Source organism: Bdellovibrionales bacterium (assembly GCA_019750295.1).
GTDB lineage: Bacteria > Bdellovibrionota > Bdellovibrionia > Bdellovibrionales > JAGQZY01 > JAIEOS01.
The window spans coordinates 99409-118126 of the sequence record JAIEOS010000048.1 but is presented as its reverse complement, the minus strand read 5'-3'; the positions used below and the strand labels follow the sequence as shown (position 1 = coordinate 118126).

Below are 18718 nucleotides of genomic sequence, written 5' to 3'. Positions count from 1 at the left end.
ATTGATCTTAAATCAAGTGGATTTCCCATATCAACTCAGTGATAATAATAGACGTGAAAAGCCTAGCATATCTATTCCTATGTATTATTTTGATCCCGGGCTGCGCCAGCTCGCCCCAAAAGGACTACGAAAAAATTCCAATCGGTAGCGACAAAGGTTACGTGTTACACCTCTTAGGTAATCCAGACCGCACCTATCGCAAGAGCAGCGTCGACCGCTGGGTTTACTACTTCCGCAGTGAAGACTCCACAAACAGGCCCGCCGTGTACGAAAAGGAAATTTGGTTCGAGAACGGAAAAGTCGTCTACAAAGATAAAGGCGGCGAGCCTAAGTCTGAACGTCGAGACATTGGACCTCAACGATCAGACTACGAGCCTATTTAGTCTTAAATGTCCCAAGAAAAGATAAAAAAGTGTGGATCTTTCAGACGAGATTCTTCGCTGCGCTCAGAATGACCGCGTGCTCTTCAGTGGTGGGATTTCCCGTGGGGGTCTTTGGGTTCTGTGGGTGGATGTGCTTTGTCGGTCTTAGCTGGAGCGGGAATGGCGTGCGCATCTTGCTTAGGAGCGGGGCCGTTGTTTTTGACTCGCATTTGGGTTTGGATCGCTTTATTTAAGTACCGCTCTTTATTGGTTTCCACTGCGCTCTCGACTTCTAAAGGCGGCGGCGCTGGTGAATTCGGCGATACAGTTTTCTTCTGCTGTACGAAGCGCGCGTATTGCTTTTGCATTAACTTAAGAAGATCATCCAACTTCTTGTCCACCGGATCATTGGAAGTTTCGTTTTTTTTCTCACGATTATCTTTGTGAAGACGAGCATCAAAGATCAGATCATCATCGGGATGTTCGTTTCGTAAATGCCGTTTAAGCTCGGCCCGTTCTCTGCGAATTTTTAAAAGCTTCATGTGGATTGTGGCAATTCCATCAAGAATTTCTTCGAGCTCTTTTCCCTCTCGGGCATTCGTTTTATTGATCTCTAAATCTTTAAGGGTCTCTTCCTCAACACGAATTCGCTTGTCGATCGACTCCAATTGAGTTTCGTGCTGGGCCAGAGGGCCCGCGTAAACAAAGATCTGTATGACTAGAGAAACTAAAAGCATCATGCTTCCTCCTCTGGGGGACTTTCAGAATTATCCATGATCGCTAAACTTTGGCGCCAGCTGATTTTAATATCGAGATCACGAAGTTGTCCGATCAAAACAGATGCAACCACAGGGTTGAGATCCGTGAGGACCAACTCCCCTCCCTTAAGCGAGCGTCGAGCGGCTTCCACATTAATTCCAAAGCGGGCCTGTTCTAAAATTTTGAAAAGTGCAGTTTTAATATCGATAGTATCGAGATTTTCTAAAATGATGTCGTAAAAAATTCCTTGAATAGATTGCGAGTTATCAGTTTTGTCGTAAGCCACGACTCCGATGGGATCCGGAGCATTCTCCGCGTCCTCTTGCGCCTGCGCGACTTCATTCCAGTCTTCACGATAATCCTCGTCGATCGGAGCTTGTTCAGGAATTTCTTCGGAGACCGAATCGCCAGCCACAGCATCTTGTACGACTTCGCCTCCGGCGGCCTCGGCATCGTACCCCGCCATAAACGAATCTTCGACCTCTTCGACCGATGAATTGATCGTGCTAATATCATATTGCTCGATCACTTCGGGATTTTCGTAATTCTCGGAAGCGCCGGCAATGTCCTGCGGAGAAACATCCTCGTCCACCGAGCCGAGTGAAGACGGATCGATGTTTCCATTTTCATCCAGTTCGAAAGATGTGCCACAGCTTTCGTTGGGGCACTGTGCAAACAGAGCCCCCGGGCTTACAAGAATTTCAGCGTGACAAATGGGACAGATAACCATCAGTGGTGATCCTTAAAAAAGTTTTTTCTTTTTCTTTTTATCTTTTTCGATTGTTCGGCGTTGGTTGCGACTCATCTGCGAATCTCCGCCCCCGTCTAAAGACGGACCGGAGGACATCGTCATCTTTTGGGGCTGCTTCGGGCGAAGAGCATCGAGGATTTCGGTATTCACCTCTTGAGTGTCTTCGATGTCTTGCTCTCGTCTCTCGAGGACAACCTTAAGCTTTAAGAATTTCTCCACGACGTCATTTCGAATATAGCGTTCCATATCCGCAAAGGCCTGGAAAGTTTCCTTGCGATACTCCATCAACGGATCTTTTTGGGCATAAGCCTTGAGATTTACGAATTCGCGAATCCGGTCGACCCTATAAAGATGTTCCTTCCAGTAGTGATCAATCGCTCCCAGGATTAAGCTCTTTTGCACGTCATTAAAGATCGTGTTCATCGCACGCTTTTGAGAATCGTACTTTTCACTCACGGCCACTTGAACTTTTTGGACAAGATCATCAGACGTAATGTTTGCCGGAAAATCGATTTCCACACCAAACTGTTGCTCCAGAGCGACTTTGAAGCCCGCAAGATCCCAATCACTGCGTTTCACTTGCTCGTTGGCATAGGTATCCAACATATCAGAGACGATATCGGCCATCATTTCTTTAATTTTAGCCTCGATGCGCGTGTTGTCCGTGCCGTCCTCCTCGAGAAGCTCGCGTCGCATCGAGTAGATCTTGGTTCTCTGAAGATTCATCACATCATCAAATTCCAAGAGATGCTTACGAATATCAAAGTTATGACCCTCGACCTTTCGTTGAGCTCCTTCGATCGAACGGGTCACCATTCTCGCGGTGATAGGTTCATCATCAGGAACGTTTAACGTATCCATGATTTTTTTAATGCGCTCGCCGTTAAATTTGCGCATGAGATCGTCTTCCAAAGAAAGGTAAAACTGAGTGGCACCAGGATCCCCTTGACGACCCGAACGACCGCGTAACTGATTATCGATACGACGGGATTCGTGCCTCTCTGTACCGACGATGTACAATCCACCCGCGGCCAGCACTTCTTGCTTTTCGTTTTCGCACTGACGTTTAAAATCGGCATACAGTTTTTCGTAGGTCGGGGAACCCGGAGGTTCGTTGGTGGCGGCTTTGGTCATGAACTCGGCGTTTCCACCTAAGATAATATCAGTTCCTCGACCGGCCATGTTGGTCGCAATCGTCACTGCGGCTTTTCGTCCTGCTTGGGCGACGATTTCTGCTTCCTTCTCGTGATATTTGGCATTGAGAACCGTGTGCGGAATTTTTTGTGCCGTGAGCGCGCGTCCCAGGGCTTCTGATTTTTCGATACTGACGGTACCGACGAGAGAGGGTTGACCTTTGTTTCGACGTTCGATGATGTCTTTGATAATGGCGTTGAACTTTCCCGCTTCGCTTTTGTAAACTACGTCTTCTAAATCTTTACGAATCATCGGGCGATTGGTAGGGATGACCGAAACACCTAAGTTATAAATTTTGCGAAATTCCGCGGCTTCGGTGTCCGCCGTTCCCGTCATGCCCGAAAGTTTTTTGTACATTCGGAAGTAGTTTTGGAACGTGATTGAAGCTAGCGTTTGGCTTTCGTTTTTAATTTTTACACCTTCTTTAGCTTCAACAGCTTGGTGTAGCCCATCACTCCAGCGTCGGCCCTCCATGAGTCGACCTGTGAACTCATCCACGATGACGATCTCGTTATCTTTGACCATGTAATCCACGTCGATCTTAAATAAATGGTTGGCTTTAAGAGCTTGGTAAATATTGTGGAGCTTATCGATGTGTTGAGGATCGTAAATGTTTTCCACACCCATCAACTCTTCTAACTTCGCATTGCCCTCTTCGGTCACCGCCACGGATCGAGATTTTTCTTCCATGGTGAAGTGAATTTCTGGCTTAAGATGCTTTACTATATTTTGTATTTCTTGATAAATGGCCGTGTTGTCCTCTGCCGGCCCCGAGATGATCAATGGCGTTCTCGCTTCGTCGATCAAAATCGAATCACACTCATCGACAATCGCAAAATTTAAATCTCTCTGGACGTAATCGGAAAGTCTAAACTTCATATTATCGCGGAGATAATCAAAACCTAATTCGTTGTTGGTCGCATAGGTAATATCCGCGGCGTAAGCTGCTTGCCTCTCCGAATCATCCAAATCGTGAACAATGATTCCAATGGAAAGTCCGAGCCATTTGTACAAACGACCCATCCACTCCGCATCCCGCTTTGCGAGGTAATCGTTGACAGTTACGACGTGCACACCTTTTCCACTCAGGGCATTCAGGTACACGGGTAATGTTCCCACTAAAGTTTTACCTTCACCCGTTCTCATCTCGGCGATGGATCCGCGATGGAGAATGTATCCACCGATCAACTGGGTGTCGTAGTGGCGCATATTAAGGACGCGTTTACCCGCTTCACGGCATACGGCGAAGGCCTCTGGTAAAATATCGTCGAGAGTTTCCCCCGCGGCAAGGCGCTGTTTGAACAACGGAGTCTGATTTTGAAGTTCCGCATCGCTCATCGCCTGCATTTTAGATTCAAGCTGATTAATACGATCGATGATTGGGCGAATGGACTTCATTTCGCGCTCATGCTGAGTGCCGAAGACCTTGGTCAGTAAATTAAGCATGCAAATCCACCTTTGAGTGACAAGGGTTTAGTGTAGGTGAGCTCACCCTTTTGATCAAGTTGAGGAGTATTAATTTTTTAGCAAGGCCGGATCTGCCGAAAGGCTTCATAGACAGCGGCGGCAACCGCATTCGACAAGTTTAAACTTCGAGTGGGACCTACCATGGGCAGTTTGACAAGCTGAGATGAGTATTTTTCGAGAACAGGCGCGGATAAGCCGCGTGTTTCAGGTCCAAAGACAAGAAAATCTCCCTTTCGATATTCCACATCGAAAAAACTTTTCTCCGCTTTGGTCGAAAAAAAATAACATCTTGCCCCACTCGGGCGAGAGCTTTCCCATTGCGCAAAATTATCGTGCTGAGTCATCAAGAGTTGCGGCCAGTAATCCAGTCCCGCTCGACGAAGATGTTTGTCATCCATTGAGAAGCCGAGGGGATGCACAAGATGTAAATGGCAATTCATACCCACACATGTACGACCGATGTTACCTGTGTTGTGGTGAATTTCCGGCTCCACAAGAACAACATTAAAAAGAGCGTCTTGCGGAGAGATCGGCATTTATAAAAATAAGCTCACTTCTTGGCCTAAGGAAGTCAGTGCCAGACGACGACCTTTATCAACGATCAACTCTAGGGACATCAGCTCTCGATAAAGAGCCATATCCACCGGAACGATTTCACGTCCCTTCGCCTGCGAAAGTTTTCGAATATAAAGCTGCTGGCGATCGGTCAGACGATCGATCAGAATCTCTTTTTGAGGGACCGCCATCGGCTCTGTCACCGGTTTCGCCGAAGTTTTTTTATCGTCGTTAATACAATAGGTTTGAGCCTGAATCGAAGACCCGTCCGCCAAGATCACTTCGACGGTTTTTCGCAAAAGGAAGCTTTTCTTAGGACTGCATTCGTTATAACCATTCATTGCGTCCAAATAGGGCCAATGAGACTCGTTAATATTTAAATCGACCAAGAGACCAGAAACGAGGGCATCACCCTCAGGCTGTAAAAGAGTTAAGCCGCACGACAATTGATAAAGAGTTCCGCGGACCTGTGCTTTTTGTTGAGAAGAAATCAGATTCTGAAAACGAGAGTGACACTTCTGTCCCTCATCATAAACGCCATAGAGAAAGAATTTAAATCCCATACCCACCCTTAAAGTTACCAGTTTTTTTAAAACCCCAAAAAACAGAGGTTAAGCCTATATCAAGTTTTAAGCACCGGCGCAAACTTCCGATCAACGCGCAAAGTGTTGACAGGCTTCAATATAGGCTTTGCCGGCGGCCCTCCGGCCCATTATATTTCTATTTATTTGTCGACAGACGACGAAAAACCGACTACTTTCGAAAGCAATTCAATGAAGAAAATCGAAGCCTTCATTAAACCTTTTAAACTTGATGATGTCGTGGATTCCCTGACAGAGATCGGTGTCGAAGGAATAAGTATTACAGAAGTGAGAGGCTTTGGCCGTCAAAAAGGCCGCACCGAGATCTATCGTGGTGCCGAATATGTCGTCGACTTTCTCCCTAAAATTAAGATCGAAATTATTGTGAACGATACTCTCTCCCCTTTAGCCGTAGAGGCCATTCGCAATTCTGCCCATACCGGAAAAGTGGGAGACGGAAAGATATTTGTGTACAACGTCGAGCAAGCTCTACGGATACGCACCGGTGATAAAGATGAAGAAGCAATTTAAACGTTTAAGTTAAAACATTTACGAGGAGACGGGACATGAACGCACAAGAAGCCATAGATTATGCCTATAAACATGGAGCTCAAATGGTGGACCTCAAGTTCACGGATATGTTGGGCACATGGCAACACTTAACGATTCCCTTATATAAATTGAAGGCGGATGTCTTCGAAGAGGGAATGGGATTTGATGGATCCTCCTGCCGCGGATGGCGCGCGATCAACGAATCGGACATGGTATTAATGCCAGATCCTTCAACGGCAAAAATGGATGCCTTCGCACAGGTCCCTACTGTCTCTTTATTATGTGATGTCGTCCTTCCCGAAACTTTAACTCCTTATGACCGTGATCCCCGTCAGATCGCAAAAAAAGCCTTGGCTTATCTCAGCTCCACCGGCATTGCCGATGTGGCTTACTTCGGTCCCGAAGCGGAATTTTTTATTTTCGACGACGTTCGTTTTGAACAAACGTCTCACGGCGGATTCTATAAGATTGATTCTTCGGCGGCGGGTTGGAACAGCGGCCGTGACGAGGGTGGAAGTAATCTAGCCTACAAACCTCGCCACAAAGAAGGTTACTTTGCAGCGATGCCGATTGATACTCATCACGACATCCGCACCGAAGTTTGCTTAGAGCTTGATAAAATCGGTGTTGTGGTTGAGAGACACCATTACGAAGTCGCCGCGTCTCAAGGCGAAATTAATTATCAGTTCGACGAACTTGTAAAATCCGCGGATACACTTCAGTGGTTTAAGTACATTGTGAAAAACGTCGCTCGCCGACACAATAAAACGGCGACATTTATGCCAAAGCCTTTGTTTGGTGATAATGGATCCGGACAGCACGTTCATATGTCGCTGTGGAAGGGTGGAAAAAACCTTTTTGCCGGCAATCAGTATGCGGGACTCTCCGAAACCGCTCTTTTCTTTATCGGTGGAATTTTAAAACACGCACCTTCTCTTTGCGCATTTACAAATCCTCTCACGAATTCGTACAAGCGCTTGGTTCCGGGATTTGAAGCTCCCATCAAGTTGGCTTACAGCTTTAAAAACCGTTCCGCAGCGATCCGCATTCCGAATACGGGTGACAATCCCAAAGCGAAGCGGGTTGAGTTTAGAACTCCTGACTCCGGATCGAATCCTTATCTCTCATTTGCAGCTTTGTTGATGGCAGGTATCGATGGAATCCAAAACAAAATTCATCCCGGAGATCCGCTCGATAAAGACATCTACGGGCTTCCTCCGCAGGAAGCCGCAAAAGTTCCGTCGATCCCAGGAACTTTAGATCAAACTTTAAGTAACTTAACTCAAAAGCACGACTTCCTTTTGAGAGGCGAAGTTTTCAGTAAAGACTTTATTCAGAACTGGATCCATTACAAAATGGAAAAAGAAGTTTTACCGATGCAACAGCGCCCAACTCCTTACGAGTTTAATCTTTACTACGACCTGTAGTATGAAAGACTGGCCCGAACTCGTCATTCTGAGCGCAGCGAAGATTCTTGTGAATCCCACAAGTACTCTCGCTGAACTTCAGAATGACGACAGCTTTTAAAAAAGCCACCGTCTTAATTAAACTATTCCCAAATGAATAAAAAGATATTTTAGATTTCGAGCACTATGAGGACCGAGAACATCCTTTAACATGGGCTCATGTTGGTCCGATTGAGTAAGAGGAGCAAAGACTCTGCTCCAAAGCTGGATGATTTTTAAAACTAAGCTTCCCGCAAATCAGAGGCCTGCGGACGTTGTTGGGGCTGTTGCTGATCGGGAGGTTGTTGCCGCTGATTTTCTTGTTCGATAAGCCCGGAACGTAAGCACGAACGAACGCGCTCAAGAAGTTTTGTAAATTCCTGATCAGAGACTTTTGTGAATTGATCGACGTCTTCGAAAGTTTTTTCTGCCCCATTTGCTTTCACTCGAAGGTCGCTGCTCACAGTGAGTTGGCTTTCGCTTACAGAAAATCTAACATCATGTTTCTGAATTTCGATATCGCTTGAAAAAAAAGCGGGATTGGCCGGATTGGCTTCGGTCGTGTAAATAAATACTCCCTGGCCATCCACATCTCCAAAGTGACTATATGCTAGACTGGATTGCGGAGTGATCTGCGTGGCGCGCTCGACTCGACCGGTCGCATTCACCTTGATAATATCTATTCGGAGAGCCTGCGCCCCCTTGAGAGAAGTCTGAGCACAATCAGTTTCCCAAGGCACGGATGCTCTGGAGGTGATGAGAGCGTCATACGTTACCTTTTCGACCCACTGGCCCTCATAAGAACGAGAGATTTCGTGGTTAGAGACCTCTGCCTTATTACAACCGACTATAAAACTCATAGAGGCACTTAAACATACGATAGAAAAAATGGTCGAAGAAAATTGAACTTTAAGTTTAAACATGCGAGACCCCCGTATCAAACTTATGAATACAAAAAAAAGGCCAAAATTTCGGGGATAGGAAGCAATAGAAAGCGTCTAGGCTCTTTTGCCTGTCTCCAAGATAGACACGGTGATATGAGTGTATCGAGTCTAGTAACGTCTCGCTTTGAAACGTGTGCCATCCCCCTCCCCATAAGGAGGGGTGACGAGTTACAAAGAATTCTTCGAATTACTCTTCGGACTTCACTTTGATCTTGTAAGCGGCCGTCGATTTACATGTGTGCTTACCCAAATCATTGGCGCACTCTTGTTTACCGCAATTCATGCTAATAATTTTGTTATCTTTATTGTCAGCGCGAAATTCTTTTTTCCAAGCGTCGCACGCTTTTTTCCACTCGGCCTTGGCTTCCTTGCTCGAGGTCTGATCATCGCCTTCGATGTCAGCCGTACCGTCTTGAGTTTCCCAAACGATCTTGGGAACATCGGAAACTGGCTTACCTTTGCGGATGTCGATGGTAGTGCGCTCTTCGGTATTATTCCCTATGTCTTTAAGGTCCACGGTCTGCGCCATCAAAACCGCTGGCATAAACAAAGCTATTAAAAAACTAGAAATATTCATAAAACTCCCGTCGCTCCAAAGAGCTAAACTTTTAAACGTTCTAAATCAACCGGCATATTATTGCACTGGGGATCCAGTGGATGGCAAGCCTCACACACCGAATGGTGCTTTGTGGTGACATTTTAGGAGAACTGGTGGGCCTAAGAAAATTCAACGGCTCTCAAAAATTTCTTGAGGCGCTTGTGACCTGTTCGACTCAAGCCAATATCCCGATGACAGTCCTGAGTCATACTCTTGGCCATGACTAAACGCTCCTCTTTAAACTTGAGCGTAAAGCAACGGCTCGAAAATTTGGCGTAGGAGGGTCGACTATAACTACAAAGTGTCAGCTCCTTGCCCGCCAAAATAAGGCGAGAGATACCTTCGATAGCGGCATAAGTTGTGCTGAAGACTTTGGGACCCCCGGCATCTGGAGTTAGATTCGCGATGGTTGAGCTTAAAAAACCAAAGGAAGCTATTAAGTATTTTTCAAAGTGGAGAGGATAATCATTTTTAAAAACATCAAAATACTCAAATGAAATCTCATTAGGTTTATACTCCATATCGGACTCTCGATATATTTTTTCGAGATATTGATGATCTTGTTCAAAAGTTCTTGGGTCGTAAATATCAAGACAGATAAAATTCTTTTTAAATCTTTCGTTGAGGTACGGCGTTGTAAATCCGCCTCCTAAATCGTAACAGACGTCATATTTTGATTCTATCACTTCGCCAAATCCAGTGTCGGCTTTGAACTCGTCATCGAAACACCAGTCATAAAGTTTGAGGAGTGTGTTCGTTCGACCGCCGACCTCCTGCAATGGAATACCCTGGGCTTTAAGTTGTTGGAGAGCCGCTAAAAACGAACCATCAAACATGGTTTTAGGTTTATCGAGCCATTCGGGACGATCAAACCTAAGGCTCATCGACTCTACAAGCTTTTTAAAGTAACCAATGCGGTTTTCGTTTCTCTGCATGATGATAAATATAAAGACATCTCGAATGTCCCCGTACTCTTGTTCGAACAAAGAAATAAGTTTATAGGCGAAGGTATTTTCATTTTCAGCGGTATTCACAAGATCGGTCAAAATCGAAGTGTCCGACATTGGGCCATATTCTTTTTTAAACTGCAGGATTTTAGACTGGCGATTCAGTCGGTAAACTTGGGTGATCAATGGGCGCCGGGTGATAAATTCTGCGATATAGTGGCAGAGATCAAGATGTGTAAGGCCTTTTGTCTTAAGATCGCTCACGATAGCTTTTAGAGGTCGAGTGCTCCCCTGCTCCATGAGCTGAAATGTATCTTCTTTTTTAATGGACATGATCCCTGTCTAACCGATCTCTCACCGAAAAGGCAACGCCTATTCGACGGCGGGGTTTCGGCACTTTTCGCGAACAATTTCGCTCAAAGTTTCGATGTGGGGGGTGTGCGGAAACTGATCCACAGGCTGGATGTCTTTGAGAACCCATCCGTACTTTTTAATTTCGCGAATCTCAGAAGCCATTTGACTCGTCTCACAAGAGATGTAGAGGATCCGACGGAGTCGCTTAAACTTTTTAATAAACTCGTGGAGACGTTTAAAGCCATCCCGAGGAGGGTCTAAAATGAGTACTTCTGCATCCAGGCAGTGGGGCAGCACTTTTTTCCAATCACTCGGAGAGAAAAGATTGGCAACATATCCCCGAACTCCGATCCAGTTTTTCTCCCGTAATTTTTGGATCGATACCTCTACCCCCTCGACGGCGTGAATATTTCGAAAGCCCTCTTCGACCAACACTTTCGTAAAATTTCCAGAACCACAAAATAATTCAACGACGCAAGTTTCACGATTTTCGCTTTTTAATTTTTCGCGCAACCACTCCCTCATCATTTCGTTTTGCTGAGAGTTGGCTTGCCGAAAGGGACGTCGTTTGTTCAATTTAACGTCATCTATAACCATCCATTCGTCAATCTGAATAAAGTTCCATAAGTAGCCTTCGCTGGGCAACCAATCTTTCCGCGGAAGCTGTGCCTTGATTTGCCGAAAGAGCTGTTGGTTTTTTTCCGAAACAATAATGCAGTTGTTGATGGGAGCTAAGGACCTAGTTCCCGGCGAAACATAGCCTATTCTTTCGCTATCGGTTTTAAACTCGGCTCGATTGCGATAACCAAATATCTTTGACGAAGGCAAGATGGGCTTAAGTTGCGTGACGCCTTCGGACTCGGCGCCCATGCGCTTTAACAAGTAAGCGATCATTTTTTGTTTTTGTTCAAGCTGCTTGTCGTATTGAATCCCCATCCAGGGACAACCGCCACATTCTCCCATACCCGTTCCTGAGTGAACACACGGAATATCCGTGCGATCCGCGGAAGCTCTTTCAAGATGAGAGATACGAGCGAAGCCATAGCGCTTCTCCACCGACTCAATCATAAATTCACCCTGATCTCCCGGCCATCCTCCCCGCACGAAGAATACGCGACCATCGGGGTGATCGACCACCCCTAGTCCCTGCGCCGAAATGTCGCGAATTGTACCTTGAAATTTGTCTGACATGCCCATGATATAAAAGATTTTTGGGGGAGCGACAAGTTGCGACTTCCTTCAGAAAATATCTACAAAGAAAAACGCATCGGGCACGGCTCTTGCTCTTTAAAACTCTAACAATATAAAGGATGTCTTAATGAAGCCTTGTTCCCTCTTTTTCGCATTAATTGTTTGGAGTGTCTATAGTTTAGCCAGCTCCTCCAAAATGACCTCTATCTATTCCGACGACCTGTTGGTCACAACAATGCAAAATGCCGACGACGGAAAGAAGGACGAAGTCCTCAAAACGGTTTATTTCCGAAAGGTAGCCCACCCCAACCCCTTGTGCCGAGGCAAGAATTCACCCAACGGAGGAGCTTTACGCACCGAAGCTGGTCGTATTCTTCTTTTAGATTGTGAAAATCAGTATTCGATCATCGAGTGCAATGGCTCTGAGAAAACCAACTGTTTAATCCTTAACAAGGATGGTATCCCAGCCGTCGTGATTAATGCGGCGATGAGTTCCATTCGTCGCTCTATCATTTCTATGTTGATTGGCGATTCGAACCTTATCGACTCCCGTGAGTGGACGAATTCAAAGGAGAACACTCGAGCGCTGCTCACCAGTCATAGTAAAGCATTTCAAGCTCTTATGAGTGATCCTAAAGCTCCCTTCGAACCGGCAATTATTAGCGTCAAATCCAACGCCTCGCAAATTTTCCAACAGATTCTATATTATGGTGCAGGTGTAAACGCAGCGGAACGCGAAGTCTCCACCGGCCCCCGTTAATTCGGGAAATTTCTTGAAATCACATCTTGTGGCAGCTCCCTTGCAATACTTTAATCATAAGACCTAAGGGGGCACAGGAATCCATCGTTGATACAAATTTGGGCTACCAATCCTACATCGAATGCCGCTGGCGCGGGAGGCATTGTCTAAAGAGGAAGTTCAAAAATTAATGGATTCTATGAACGGTCTCCAAGTGACCGATTGTTTTTTCTATGTCTGAGAAAATTCTTTACCATCGAAACCGACGACGAGGTCTTTCCCGTCGGAATTAGTCATGATATGCACCGGACGCTTCCAAATCTTGTGTAAATTCTTAAGCGTTTCTTCCATGTAGTTCTGCTGCATTTCTACACCTTCGAAAAGGTGCTTGAGAAGCAGTTCACCGCGATTTTTATAGTTCGCGTTTTCCACGTGAATAATCGGCTGCCCGAAGTTGGTCAATTGAAACAAAAGCTGCTTCTTGACCGTTTCGAACTGGCGAGTGTCGACCTCGTACTGACCGGTTCTTTGATTGAACTTATAAACGAACATTTTATTTTTTATACAAAACTCAGCCGTAAGGAATTCGTCGATAAATGTGACGTCATTGTAATCGCGTCGTACCTGAAAAATCTTTTCTCGACCCTGATTGGTCTCTCGATTCCAGCGGCGCTTCATCTCCACATCCGCACACTCGTTCCACTCTCGACCGAATTGTCCTTTATTCCAACGCTCTTCGATATCGCGGAAAAGCTCAATCCCAACTTTATAGGGGTTAAAACTTGTGGGGGACATCGCTAAGGTCCCCGCACACGCATCAGCGTAATCGATCACTTCGCTATCATCTAAAATTTTTTCAGTCATCATTTTTGAATGCCAGTAAGAAGCCCAGCCTTCGTTCATGATTTTTGTCATTCCTTGGGGTGCGTAATAGTAAGCTTCGGCGCGGACGATGGATAATACGTCTTGCTGCCAGTTCTTAAGCGGAGCGTGGCTCATCAAAAACAAGAGCACATCGCGCTCGGGGCGTTCGGGGAACTTGGCCATCTCGGAAATTTCTTTTTCTTTCGCCACCTCTTCTTCGTGTTGGTAGCGGGCCGTCGAGTTGATGTACTCATCCATAAATTCTTTTCCACCCGATAAAAGAGAAGAACGACGAGTTTCGTCGGTTTCGGCCTTTTTAGAATTCGGAGTTGGATTGTACGGACTATAACGATCAATTAAATTTTCTAAACTAAGACATTGATCGATAAAAGTTTCGACCTCATCCAAGCCGTACCGATCAATGTAGCGACGGATTCGCGTGGCATGGTTTGCCATTGTGTCCATCATTTTTCGATCGGTAGGAGCAAACCACTTATTATTCTTAAAGAAATCACAGTGACCGTAAACGTGTGCCATCACTAATTTTTGATCTACCGGGCGGTTCCCCTCCATAAGATAGGCATAGCAAGGATCGTTGTTAATTACCATTTCGTAGATTTTAGAGAGCCCGTACTCGTAACTCTTGGAAAGTCTTTCGTACTCCATTCCAAAACGCCAGTGTGGATATCTCACGGGAAAACCCCCGTAGGCGGCGAACTGACTCATTTGATCGTAAGTGATCAGCTCGAATATCGTCTCATAGCAATCGAGGCCGTATTTTTTTGCAAATTCTAGAATTTTTACTCTCGCTTTTTCGAGATCGGGGGGAAGATGAGCCATTATCGCTTCTTTCCTAAAAAGTCTTTGATCGAGCCCAGGATGGCCTCTTTGTTTTTAATCTTACTTAAAATCATTTTTTGTTCGGTCGGAAATTCTTTTTCCAGATCTTTAAAGAACTGCCCACTGCCATACTTACTTTCGACTTGGCCGTAGCCAAAAAAATTAACATACGGCAGAAGTTCGTTCTTGAGAACATTCATACAGAGTTTGGTATCGTCGCTGCTCCAGTTATCACCATCGCTAAAGTGGAAGGGGTAAATGTTCCACTGGCTCGGAGGATAGTGTTCATTAATAATATCCCGACACAATTTGTAAGCGGAACTGATGAGAGTTCCACCAGATTCGCTGGTTTTAAAAAAAGTATCCTCGTCGACCTCTTTGGCCGCAGCATCATGCACGATAAATCGCGTCTCTAAGCCTTTGTAATGTTTCTTTAACCACGCATTGATCCAAAAACTTTCCAGTCGAACGATTTCTTTTTGCTCATCACCCATCGATCCCGAAACGTCCATGATGTAAATCACGACCGCATTCGCTTGAGGCGTTTCCGTCGTTTTAAACGACCGGTAGCGCATATCCGCTCGCACGGGAATAACCACTGGATTTTTCGGATCGTAAGTGCCGCTCGAAATATACCTTTTTAATGCTCTTTTATAGGAGGACTTGTAATGTCTTAAGGAGTCAGGACCCACGGGAGCCATTCCGGTGTAATTCGTCTTTTCGTCTTGAATTTTTCCACCCTTAGGCTCAATGCGTGGAAGTTGCAATTCTTCACCGAGAATATCGGCGAGCTCGTCAAATGACACTTCGACTTCCAGCGAATGCTCACCCGGATCATTCCCCGCTTGCCCTTGTCCCTCTTGAGGTTCACCACCCACGGAATCACCGGGTTGGCCTTCACCTTGCCCCACACCGCCCTGCTGTTTGGGGCCGTATTTAAAACGGGGGATATCGATATAGGGAACCGGAATTTTAACGAATTCCTTTTCCCGTTTACCGATGAGCTCGTCCTGCGTAACATACTTTTTAAAGTTTTCGCGTATTTTCCCGCGGACGATATCCTTAAATCGACTCTGATCCCTGCGTATGGACATTCATTCCCTAACGTAAAGTAAAAAAATTACTTATTATCCTTTACATCCCCACGAGCGAAAATACTTGCGACGTATTGCAAGACGTCCGTTGCGGAGATTTCGTCGTAACCAAAATCTTTAATCAAACGTGCTTTAACGATATCAATCTTTACTTGCGTCTCTTTATCCACTTCCGAAGACGTGATGAGAGAAGATAAGCGAATGCTATCTTTTTGGTCTTCGAACAACTTAAGTTCGATGGCCTTATGGAGACGTTCGTTCATCTTGTAATCAAACTTTTTACCTTCAAGAGAAAGGGCGCCGATGTAGTTCATGATCTCACGGCGGAAATCATCTTTTCTCGACTCAGGAATATCAATCTTCTCTTCGATCGAACGCATGAGTCTTTCGTTCGGCTCTTCATCACGACCCGTAAACGTATTCTTTACGCGTTCCTTCTGCGTGTAAGCTTTAATGTTATCGATATAGTTGCCGCAAAGTCGAGACAACGCGCTTTCATCCGCACTGATCGCTCTTTGAACTTCGGATTTAATAATCTCTTCGTACTCTTTGGTTACAACATCGATCAACTCACGATACTCTTTTTTAAGTTCTTCGTTAGAAATTAATGAGTGGTTTTTAAGACCAGATTCGAGCTCGTTAAGAACCATAAACGGATTGACCGATCCACGGTTGGATTGCTGAGCTTGAATGAGGGCGTTAGAGATCTTATCTTGAATATACCGAGGAGAAACACCTTCGAGGCCTTCGCGAATGGTGTCTTTGCGAAGCTCTTTAATATTGTCCTCTGTGTAATTCGGTAAAGTCTTACCATCATATAACTTCATTTTTTGAAGACGAGTGAGGTTGGCCTTTTTCGGCTTCTCAAGACGGCTTAATACGGCCCACATCGCTGCCACCTGAATCGTGTGCGGAGCAATACTTAAACCTCTAATGCGTCTCTTGTTAAAATCTTTTTCGTAAATTTTAATCTCTTCACCTAATTTGGTGATATAGGGAATATCGATCTTTACGGTACGATCGCGAAGAGCTTCCATGAACTCATTGTTCTGAAGTTTACGATATTCCGGCTCGTTGGTGTGCCCGATGATCACTTCATCAATGTGAGTCTGTGCGAACTTTTTAGGTTTTACGACGTGCTCTTGCGAAGCCCCGAGGAGATCGTACAAGAAAGCTACATCTAACTTTAAGACTTCGACGAATTCTATCATTCCGCGGTTAGCGACGTTAAATTCTCCATCAAAGTTAAAAGCGCGTGGATCAGAATCCGACCCGTACTCAGCAATTTTACGGTAGTTCAGATCACCCGTCAGTTCTGTGCTATCTTGATTCTTCTCGTCTTTAGGTTGAAAGGTTCCAATACCGATACGATCGGCTTCGCTTAAAACCAATCTCTTGACGCGAACGTGAGAAAGAACTTTTTGAAGATCACCATTATATTTTTCCATGAGTGCTTTAAAAATAAAGCGACTCGGAGGAGAAAGTTCCCCGTCGATTTTAACTCTAAACTCGCCCTGCATGCCGCGATTGAGTTCTTCTTCAACTTTAGGTCGGAGAGGAACTGGAATTAAGAGGAGAGGCTCCTCGTGCATAGGACTGGTAAAGGATTTTACATCTTTCCCGAGGATATCGCCCAAATCCCCATTATGATCGACCCACTCAAAAGTATAGAGTGCTCCCGATTCTGTTTTTGAGTAAGCCTCAAGGCCTTTTTTTAGTCGACGACAAATGGTCGACTTTGCACTTCCCACGGGACCGTGAAGGAGAATAACACGTTTTTCTGTACCGTAACCCAAAGATGCGGCCTTCAATACATTGACGAGCTTCATGAGTGGAATATCGAGACCAAACACTCCGTCTTTACCATCATTAACAGCATCATCAAAAAATTTGTAACGAGTGATTTTCTTTTTACAGTCGATGTATTCATCCTGACCATGTTCCATGATCATGTCGTACATACGCTGATAGGCGTTCCTTGTAATGCGAGGAGACTCTTTAATCATCGCCAGATAATCATCGAAGGTCCCGTGCCAAGCCAGGTCTTTGAAGTCATCTTTATCTTTCCAGTTATTGATAATGCTAGCGAGACTGATGTTCGATGCCATTTTCTCTCCTTGAAACGGGCGAGGGTTACGGGCCTAAAAGACAGCCGCCACGTATATTTATTATGCCTTAGTACAGTTTATTACTCAATTTTCGATACCTTAGGCGCGGATTTAAGCCCCAAGTTTAGACACAAGTCTAGGTGGGAAAGTTTAATAAATAATCAAAATTAACACAGATTTTTTGTCTCAAAAAGGTAGCTTATATGTCTCATTCGAGGGTCTTATCTGTCCCTGTGTGAGACACTCGCGCCCGAGATCCTTCGCTGGGCTCAGGTGGACTAGTACCTTAGCTCCACGTACTCCGAACGGTACTCTTCTTTCTGAACTTTATAGGGTTCGTCTGGAGGAGGAGGTTGATAACCTTCGCGATCTAAAATCTCTTGATCATATTGAGCATTCTGCACACATTTATAGGTGATCGAACCACCCAGTTCGCGTTTTTCACAGGCGTCTTGCCCTAGAGCGACTCGCTCGACGGTAAAGATTTGGCTCTCACCGGTGATATGGCGAAAACGATTAACAACTTCGGAGTTCGGATTTTGTTTCATCTTTGCAAAGAGACCTTCCGCCGGTCGGCCGGTCACTTCACGCGATACGCTCACACTGGCGGGTCCTCTGGAGAGAGAACTGCAGTTGATGGTACATAAGGCCAAAATCAGTAATGTGCAGTACTTCATTAAAATACCCCTTGCTAAGAAATATACTAACCCAAGTGCGGTAAAAATGAGATGTGTTCAACTCTGGAAGAATCAGATTGGTACGCAAGTGGCTTGAAAAGTTTTGGAAAATGACTAACTTTTATTCTCGAGCTTTTTTTAAAGTTCGATGGACTTAAACTCTTTGGGAACTTTCACGTTGAATTGAGTCGAACCAGAGCTTGTCGGTTGATAAATCAGTGTCACCTTCGAGCGCTCGCTATCGATCACCATTTGGCGACTTTGTTCTGGCGCCATCGTATGCTCGAGACTTACCCCCGACGTTCTACATTGGTGAACATCGCCCTCTTTTTTACAGGACCACGCACGACTCAAAGGAAATCGTTCTGCGAAAGCACCGGTAATGTCATAGGCCGAAATCTGCGCTTTCAATAAACGCTCTAAAAGTAAACTGCTTTGCTCCGTTTGGTAAGCCTTGCGATCGTTAAGACTGAGCATCGTTGCTCTTTCGTTGTCAATCGCGAGCACGGCGAGAGGAAGTCCGATGGTGACCATGCTCACGTCTAAACGCAACCGTAGTGGGTATTCCACGGAGGCTTCGAAATTCACATAATCCGTTTTATTTTTTTGCTTATCAAAGATTTGGGCTTTGCCTTTAAAAAACTGAATTGGACCTGGAGTTGGGACTTTGTGCTGACAGTTGGCCAGCACCACAAA

18 protein-coding genes are annotated in these 18718 nt (G+C 45.3%); 4 read left to right on the top strand and 14 right to left on the bottom strand.

The genetic code is table 11. The features are described from left to right. Positions 1–53: 53 nt before the first annotated feature. Positions 54–383 carry a hypothetical protein gene (locus K2Q26_09700; GenBank protein MBY0315782.1) on the top strand — a complete coding sequence of 110 codons (330 nt, stop codon included), beginning with the start codon at positions 54–56 and terminating at the stop codon, positions 381–383. Between the two features lie 83 nt (positions 384–466). Here the strand turns inward: K2Q26_09700 and K2Q26_09695 are convergent, their stop codons facing one another. The 5 genes from K2Q26_09695 to K2Q26_09675 all read right to left on the bottom strand — a co-directional run bounded on the left by K2Q26_09695 (position 467) and on the right by K2Q26_09675 (position 5651). Then, positions 467–1102 carry a hypothetical protein gene (locus tag K2Q26_09695; protein MBY0315781.1) on the bottom strand — a complete coding sequence of 212 codons (636 nt, stop codon included), beginning with the start codon at positions 1100–1102 and terminating at the stop codon, positions 467–469. Beyond that, a complete protein-coding gene (locus K2Q26_09690; protein ID MBY0315780.1) occupies positions 1099–1851 on the bottom strand; it encodes a hypothetical protein in 753 nt (250 codons plus the stop codon). Before K2Q26_09690 ends, K2Q26_09695 begins: the two co-directional genes overlap by 4 nt. Positions 1852–1863: 12 nt before the next feature. Then, a complete protein-coding gene (gene secA, locus K2Q26_09685; protein ID MBY0315779.1) occupies positions 1864–4512 on the bottom strand; it encodes a preprotein translocase subunit SecA in 2649 nt (882 codons plus the stop codon). Positions 4513–4589: 77 nt separating this feature from the next. Continuing rightward, positions 4590–5069 carry a tRNA (cytidine(34)-2'-O)-methyltransferase gene (locus K2Q26_09680; GenBank protein ID MBY0315778.1) on the bottom strand — a complete coding sequence of 160 codons (480 nt, stop codon included), beginning with the start codon at positions 5067–5069 and terminating at the stop codon, positions 4590–4592. Next, positions 5070–5651: a gamma-glutamylcyclotransferase gene (locus K2Q26_09675; GenBank protein MBY0315777.1), complete on the bottom strand. Its 582-nt coding sequence runs from the start codon at positions 5649–5651 to the stop codon at positions 5070–5072. A 210-nt stretch (positions 5652–5861) separates the two neighbouring features. Between K2Q26_09675 and K2Q26_09670 the strand changes: the two genes are divergently transcribed. Beyond that, complete coding sequence (locus tag K2Q26_09670) at positions 5862–6200, top strand: P-II family nitrogen regulator (protein MBY0315776.1); 339 nt, start codon at positions 5862–5864, stop codon at positions 6198–6200. A gap of 35 nt (positions 6201–6235) precedes the next feature. Further along, the gene (gene glnA, locus K2Q26_09665) at positions 6236–7648 is read left to right on the top strand and encodes a type I glutamate--ammonia ligase (GenBank protein MBY0315775.1); all 1413 of its coding nucleotides are present in this window, start codon (positions 6236–6238) and stop codon (positions 7646–7648) included. Positions 7649–7908: 260 nt separating this feature from the next. Here the strand turns inward: glnA and K2Q26_09660 are convergent, their stop codons facing one another. The 4 genes from K2Q26_09660 to K2Q26_09645 all read right to left on the bottom strand — a co-directional run bounded on the left by K2Q26_09660 (position 7909) and on the right by K2Q26_09645 (position 11700). Further along, positions 7909–8589, bottom strand: coding sequence for a hypothetical protein (locus K2Q26_09660; protein ID MBY0315774.1), 681 nt, complete (start codon positions 8587–8589; stop codon positions 7909–7911). A 208-nt stretch (positions 8590–8797) separates the two neighbouring features. Continuing rightward, positions 8798–9187 (bottom strand): hypothetical protein, encoded by a 390-nt coding sequence (locus tag K2Q26_09655; GenBank protein ID MBY0315773.1) that lies wholly within the window; start codon positions 9185–9187, stop codon positions 8798–8800. Positions 9188–9327: 140 nt separating this feature from the next. Beyond that, positions 9328–10488 (bottom strand): hypothetical protein, encoded by a 1161-nt coding sequence (locus K2Q26_09650; GenBank protein MBY0315772.1) that lies wholly within the window; start codon positions 10486–10488, stop codon positions 9328–9330. Positions 10489–10527: 39 nt separating this feature from the next. After that, a complete protein-coding gene (locus K2Q26_09645) occupies positions 10528–11700 on the bottom strand; it encodes a hypothetical protein (GenBank protein MBY0315771.1) in 1173 nt (390 codons plus the stop codon). 127 nt (positions 11701–11827) lie between these two features. Here K2Q26_09645 and K2Q26_09640 point away from each other — a divergent pair, with 127 nt between their 5' ends. Continuing rightward, positions 11828–12460, top strand: coding sequence for a hypothetical protein (locus tag K2Q26_09640; GenBank protein ID MBY0315770.1), 633 nt, complete (start codon positions 11828–11830; stop codon positions 12458–12460). A gap of 210 nt (positions 12461–12670) precedes the next feature. Here the strand turns inward: K2Q26_09640 and K2Q26_09635 are convergent, their stop codons facing one another. The 5 genes from K2Q26_09635 to K2Q26_09615 form a co-directional block, all read right to left on the bottom strand. Further along, positions 12671–14143: a SpoVR family protein gene (locus tag K2Q26_09635; GenBank protein MBY0315769.1), complete on the bottom strand. Its 1473-nt coding sequence runs from the start codon at positions 14141–14143 to the stop codon at positions 12671–12673. Beyond that, the gene (locus K2Q26_09630; protein MBY0315768.1) at positions 14143–15237 is read right to left on the bottom strand and encodes a DUF444 family protein; all 1095 of its coding nucleotides are present in this window, start codon (positions 15235–15237) and stop codon (positions 14143–14145) included. The genes K2Q26_09635 and K2Q26_09630 overlap by 1 nt, the downstream gene beginning before the upstream one ends. 26 nt (positions 15238–15263) lie before the next feature. Next, positions 15264–17345 carry a serine protein kinase gene (locus K2Q26_09625; GenBank protein ID MBY0315767.1) on the bottom strand — a complete coding sequence of 694 codons (2082 nt, stop codon included), beginning with the start codon at positions 17343–17345 and terminating at the stop codon, positions 15264–15266. A gap of 278 nt (positions 17346–17623) precedes the next feature. Further along, positions 17624–18022, bottom strand: coding sequence for a hypothetical protein (locus K2Q26_09620; GenBank protein ID MBY0315766.1), 399 nt, complete (start codon positions 18020–18022; stop codon positions 17624–17626). A gap of 138 nt (positions 18023–18160) precedes the next feature. Then, positions 18161–18715: a hypothetical protein gene (locus tag K2Q26_09615; protein ID MBY0315765.1), complete on the bottom strand. Its 555-nt coding sequence runs from the start codon at positions 18713–18715 to the stop codon at positions 18161–18163. Between the last annotated feature and the right edge of the window lie 3 nt (positions 18716–18718).

Bases quoted from the DNA above. Each gene is read 5' to 3' on its own strand.
- K2Q26_09695 (MBY0315781.1), bottom strand. From the start codon at position 1,102: ATGATGCTTTTAGTTTCTCTAGTCATACAGATCTTTGTTTACGCGGGC.
- K2Q26_09690 (MBY0315780.1), bottom strand. From the start codon at position 1,851: ATGGTTATCTGTCCCATTTGTCACGCTGAAATTCTTGTAAGCCCGGGG.
- secA (MBY0315779.1), bottom strand. From the start codon at position 4,512: ATGCTTAATTTACTGACCAAGGTCTTCGGCACTCAGCATGAGCGCGAA.
- K2Q26_09680 (MBY0315778.1), bottom strand. From the start codon at position 5,069: ATGCCGATCTCTCCGCAAGACGCTCTTTTTAATGTTGTTCTTGTGGAG.
- K2Q26_09675 (MBY0315777.1), bottom strand. From the start codon at position 5,651: ATGGGATTTAAATTCTTTCTCTATGGCGTTTATGATGAGGGACAGAAG.
- K2Q26_09670 (MBY0315776.1), top strand. From the start codon at position 5,862: ATGAAGAAAATCGAAGCCTTCATTAAACCTTTTAAACTTGATGATGTC.
- glnA (MBY0315775.1), top strand. From the start codon at position 6,236: ATGAACGCACAAGAAGCCATAGATTATGCCTATAAACATGGAGCTCAA.
- K2Q26_09660 (MBY0315774.1), bottom strand. From the start codon at position 8,589: ATGTTTAAACTTAAAGTTCAATTTTCTTCGACCATTTTTTCTATCGTA.
- K2Q26_09655 (MBY0315773.1), bottom strand. From the start codon at position 9,187: ATGAATATTTCTAGTTTTTTAATAGCTTTGTTTATGCCAGCGGTTTTG.
- K2Q26_09650 (MBY0315772.1), bottom strand. From the start codon at position 10,488: ATGTCCATTAAAAAAGAAGATACATTTCAGCTCATGGAGCAGGGGAGC.
- K2Q26_09645 (MBY0315771.1), bottom strand. From the start codon at position 11,700: ATGTCAGACAAATTTCAAGGTACAATTCGCGACATTTCGGCGCAGGGA.
- K2Q26_09640 (MBY0315770.1), top strand. From the start codon at position 11,828: ATGAAGCCTTGTTCCCTCTTTTTCGCATTAATTGTTTGGAGTGTCTAT.
- K2Q26_09635 (MBY0315769.1), bottom strand. From the start codon at position 14,143: ATGGCTCATCTTCCCCCCGATCTCGAAAAAGCGAGAGTAAAAATTCTA.
- K2Q26_09630 (MBY0315768.1), bottom strand. From the start codon at position 15,237: ATGTCCATACGCAGGGATCAGAGTCGATTTAAGGATATCGTCCGCGGG.
- K2Q26_09625 (MBY0315767.1), bottom strand. From the start codon at position 17,345: ATGGCATCGAACATCAGTCTCGCTAGCATTATCAATAACTGGAAAGAT.
- K2Q26_09620 (MBY0315766.1), bottom strand. From the start codon at position 18,022: ATGAAGTACTGCACATTACTGATTTTGGCCTTATGTACCATCAACTGC.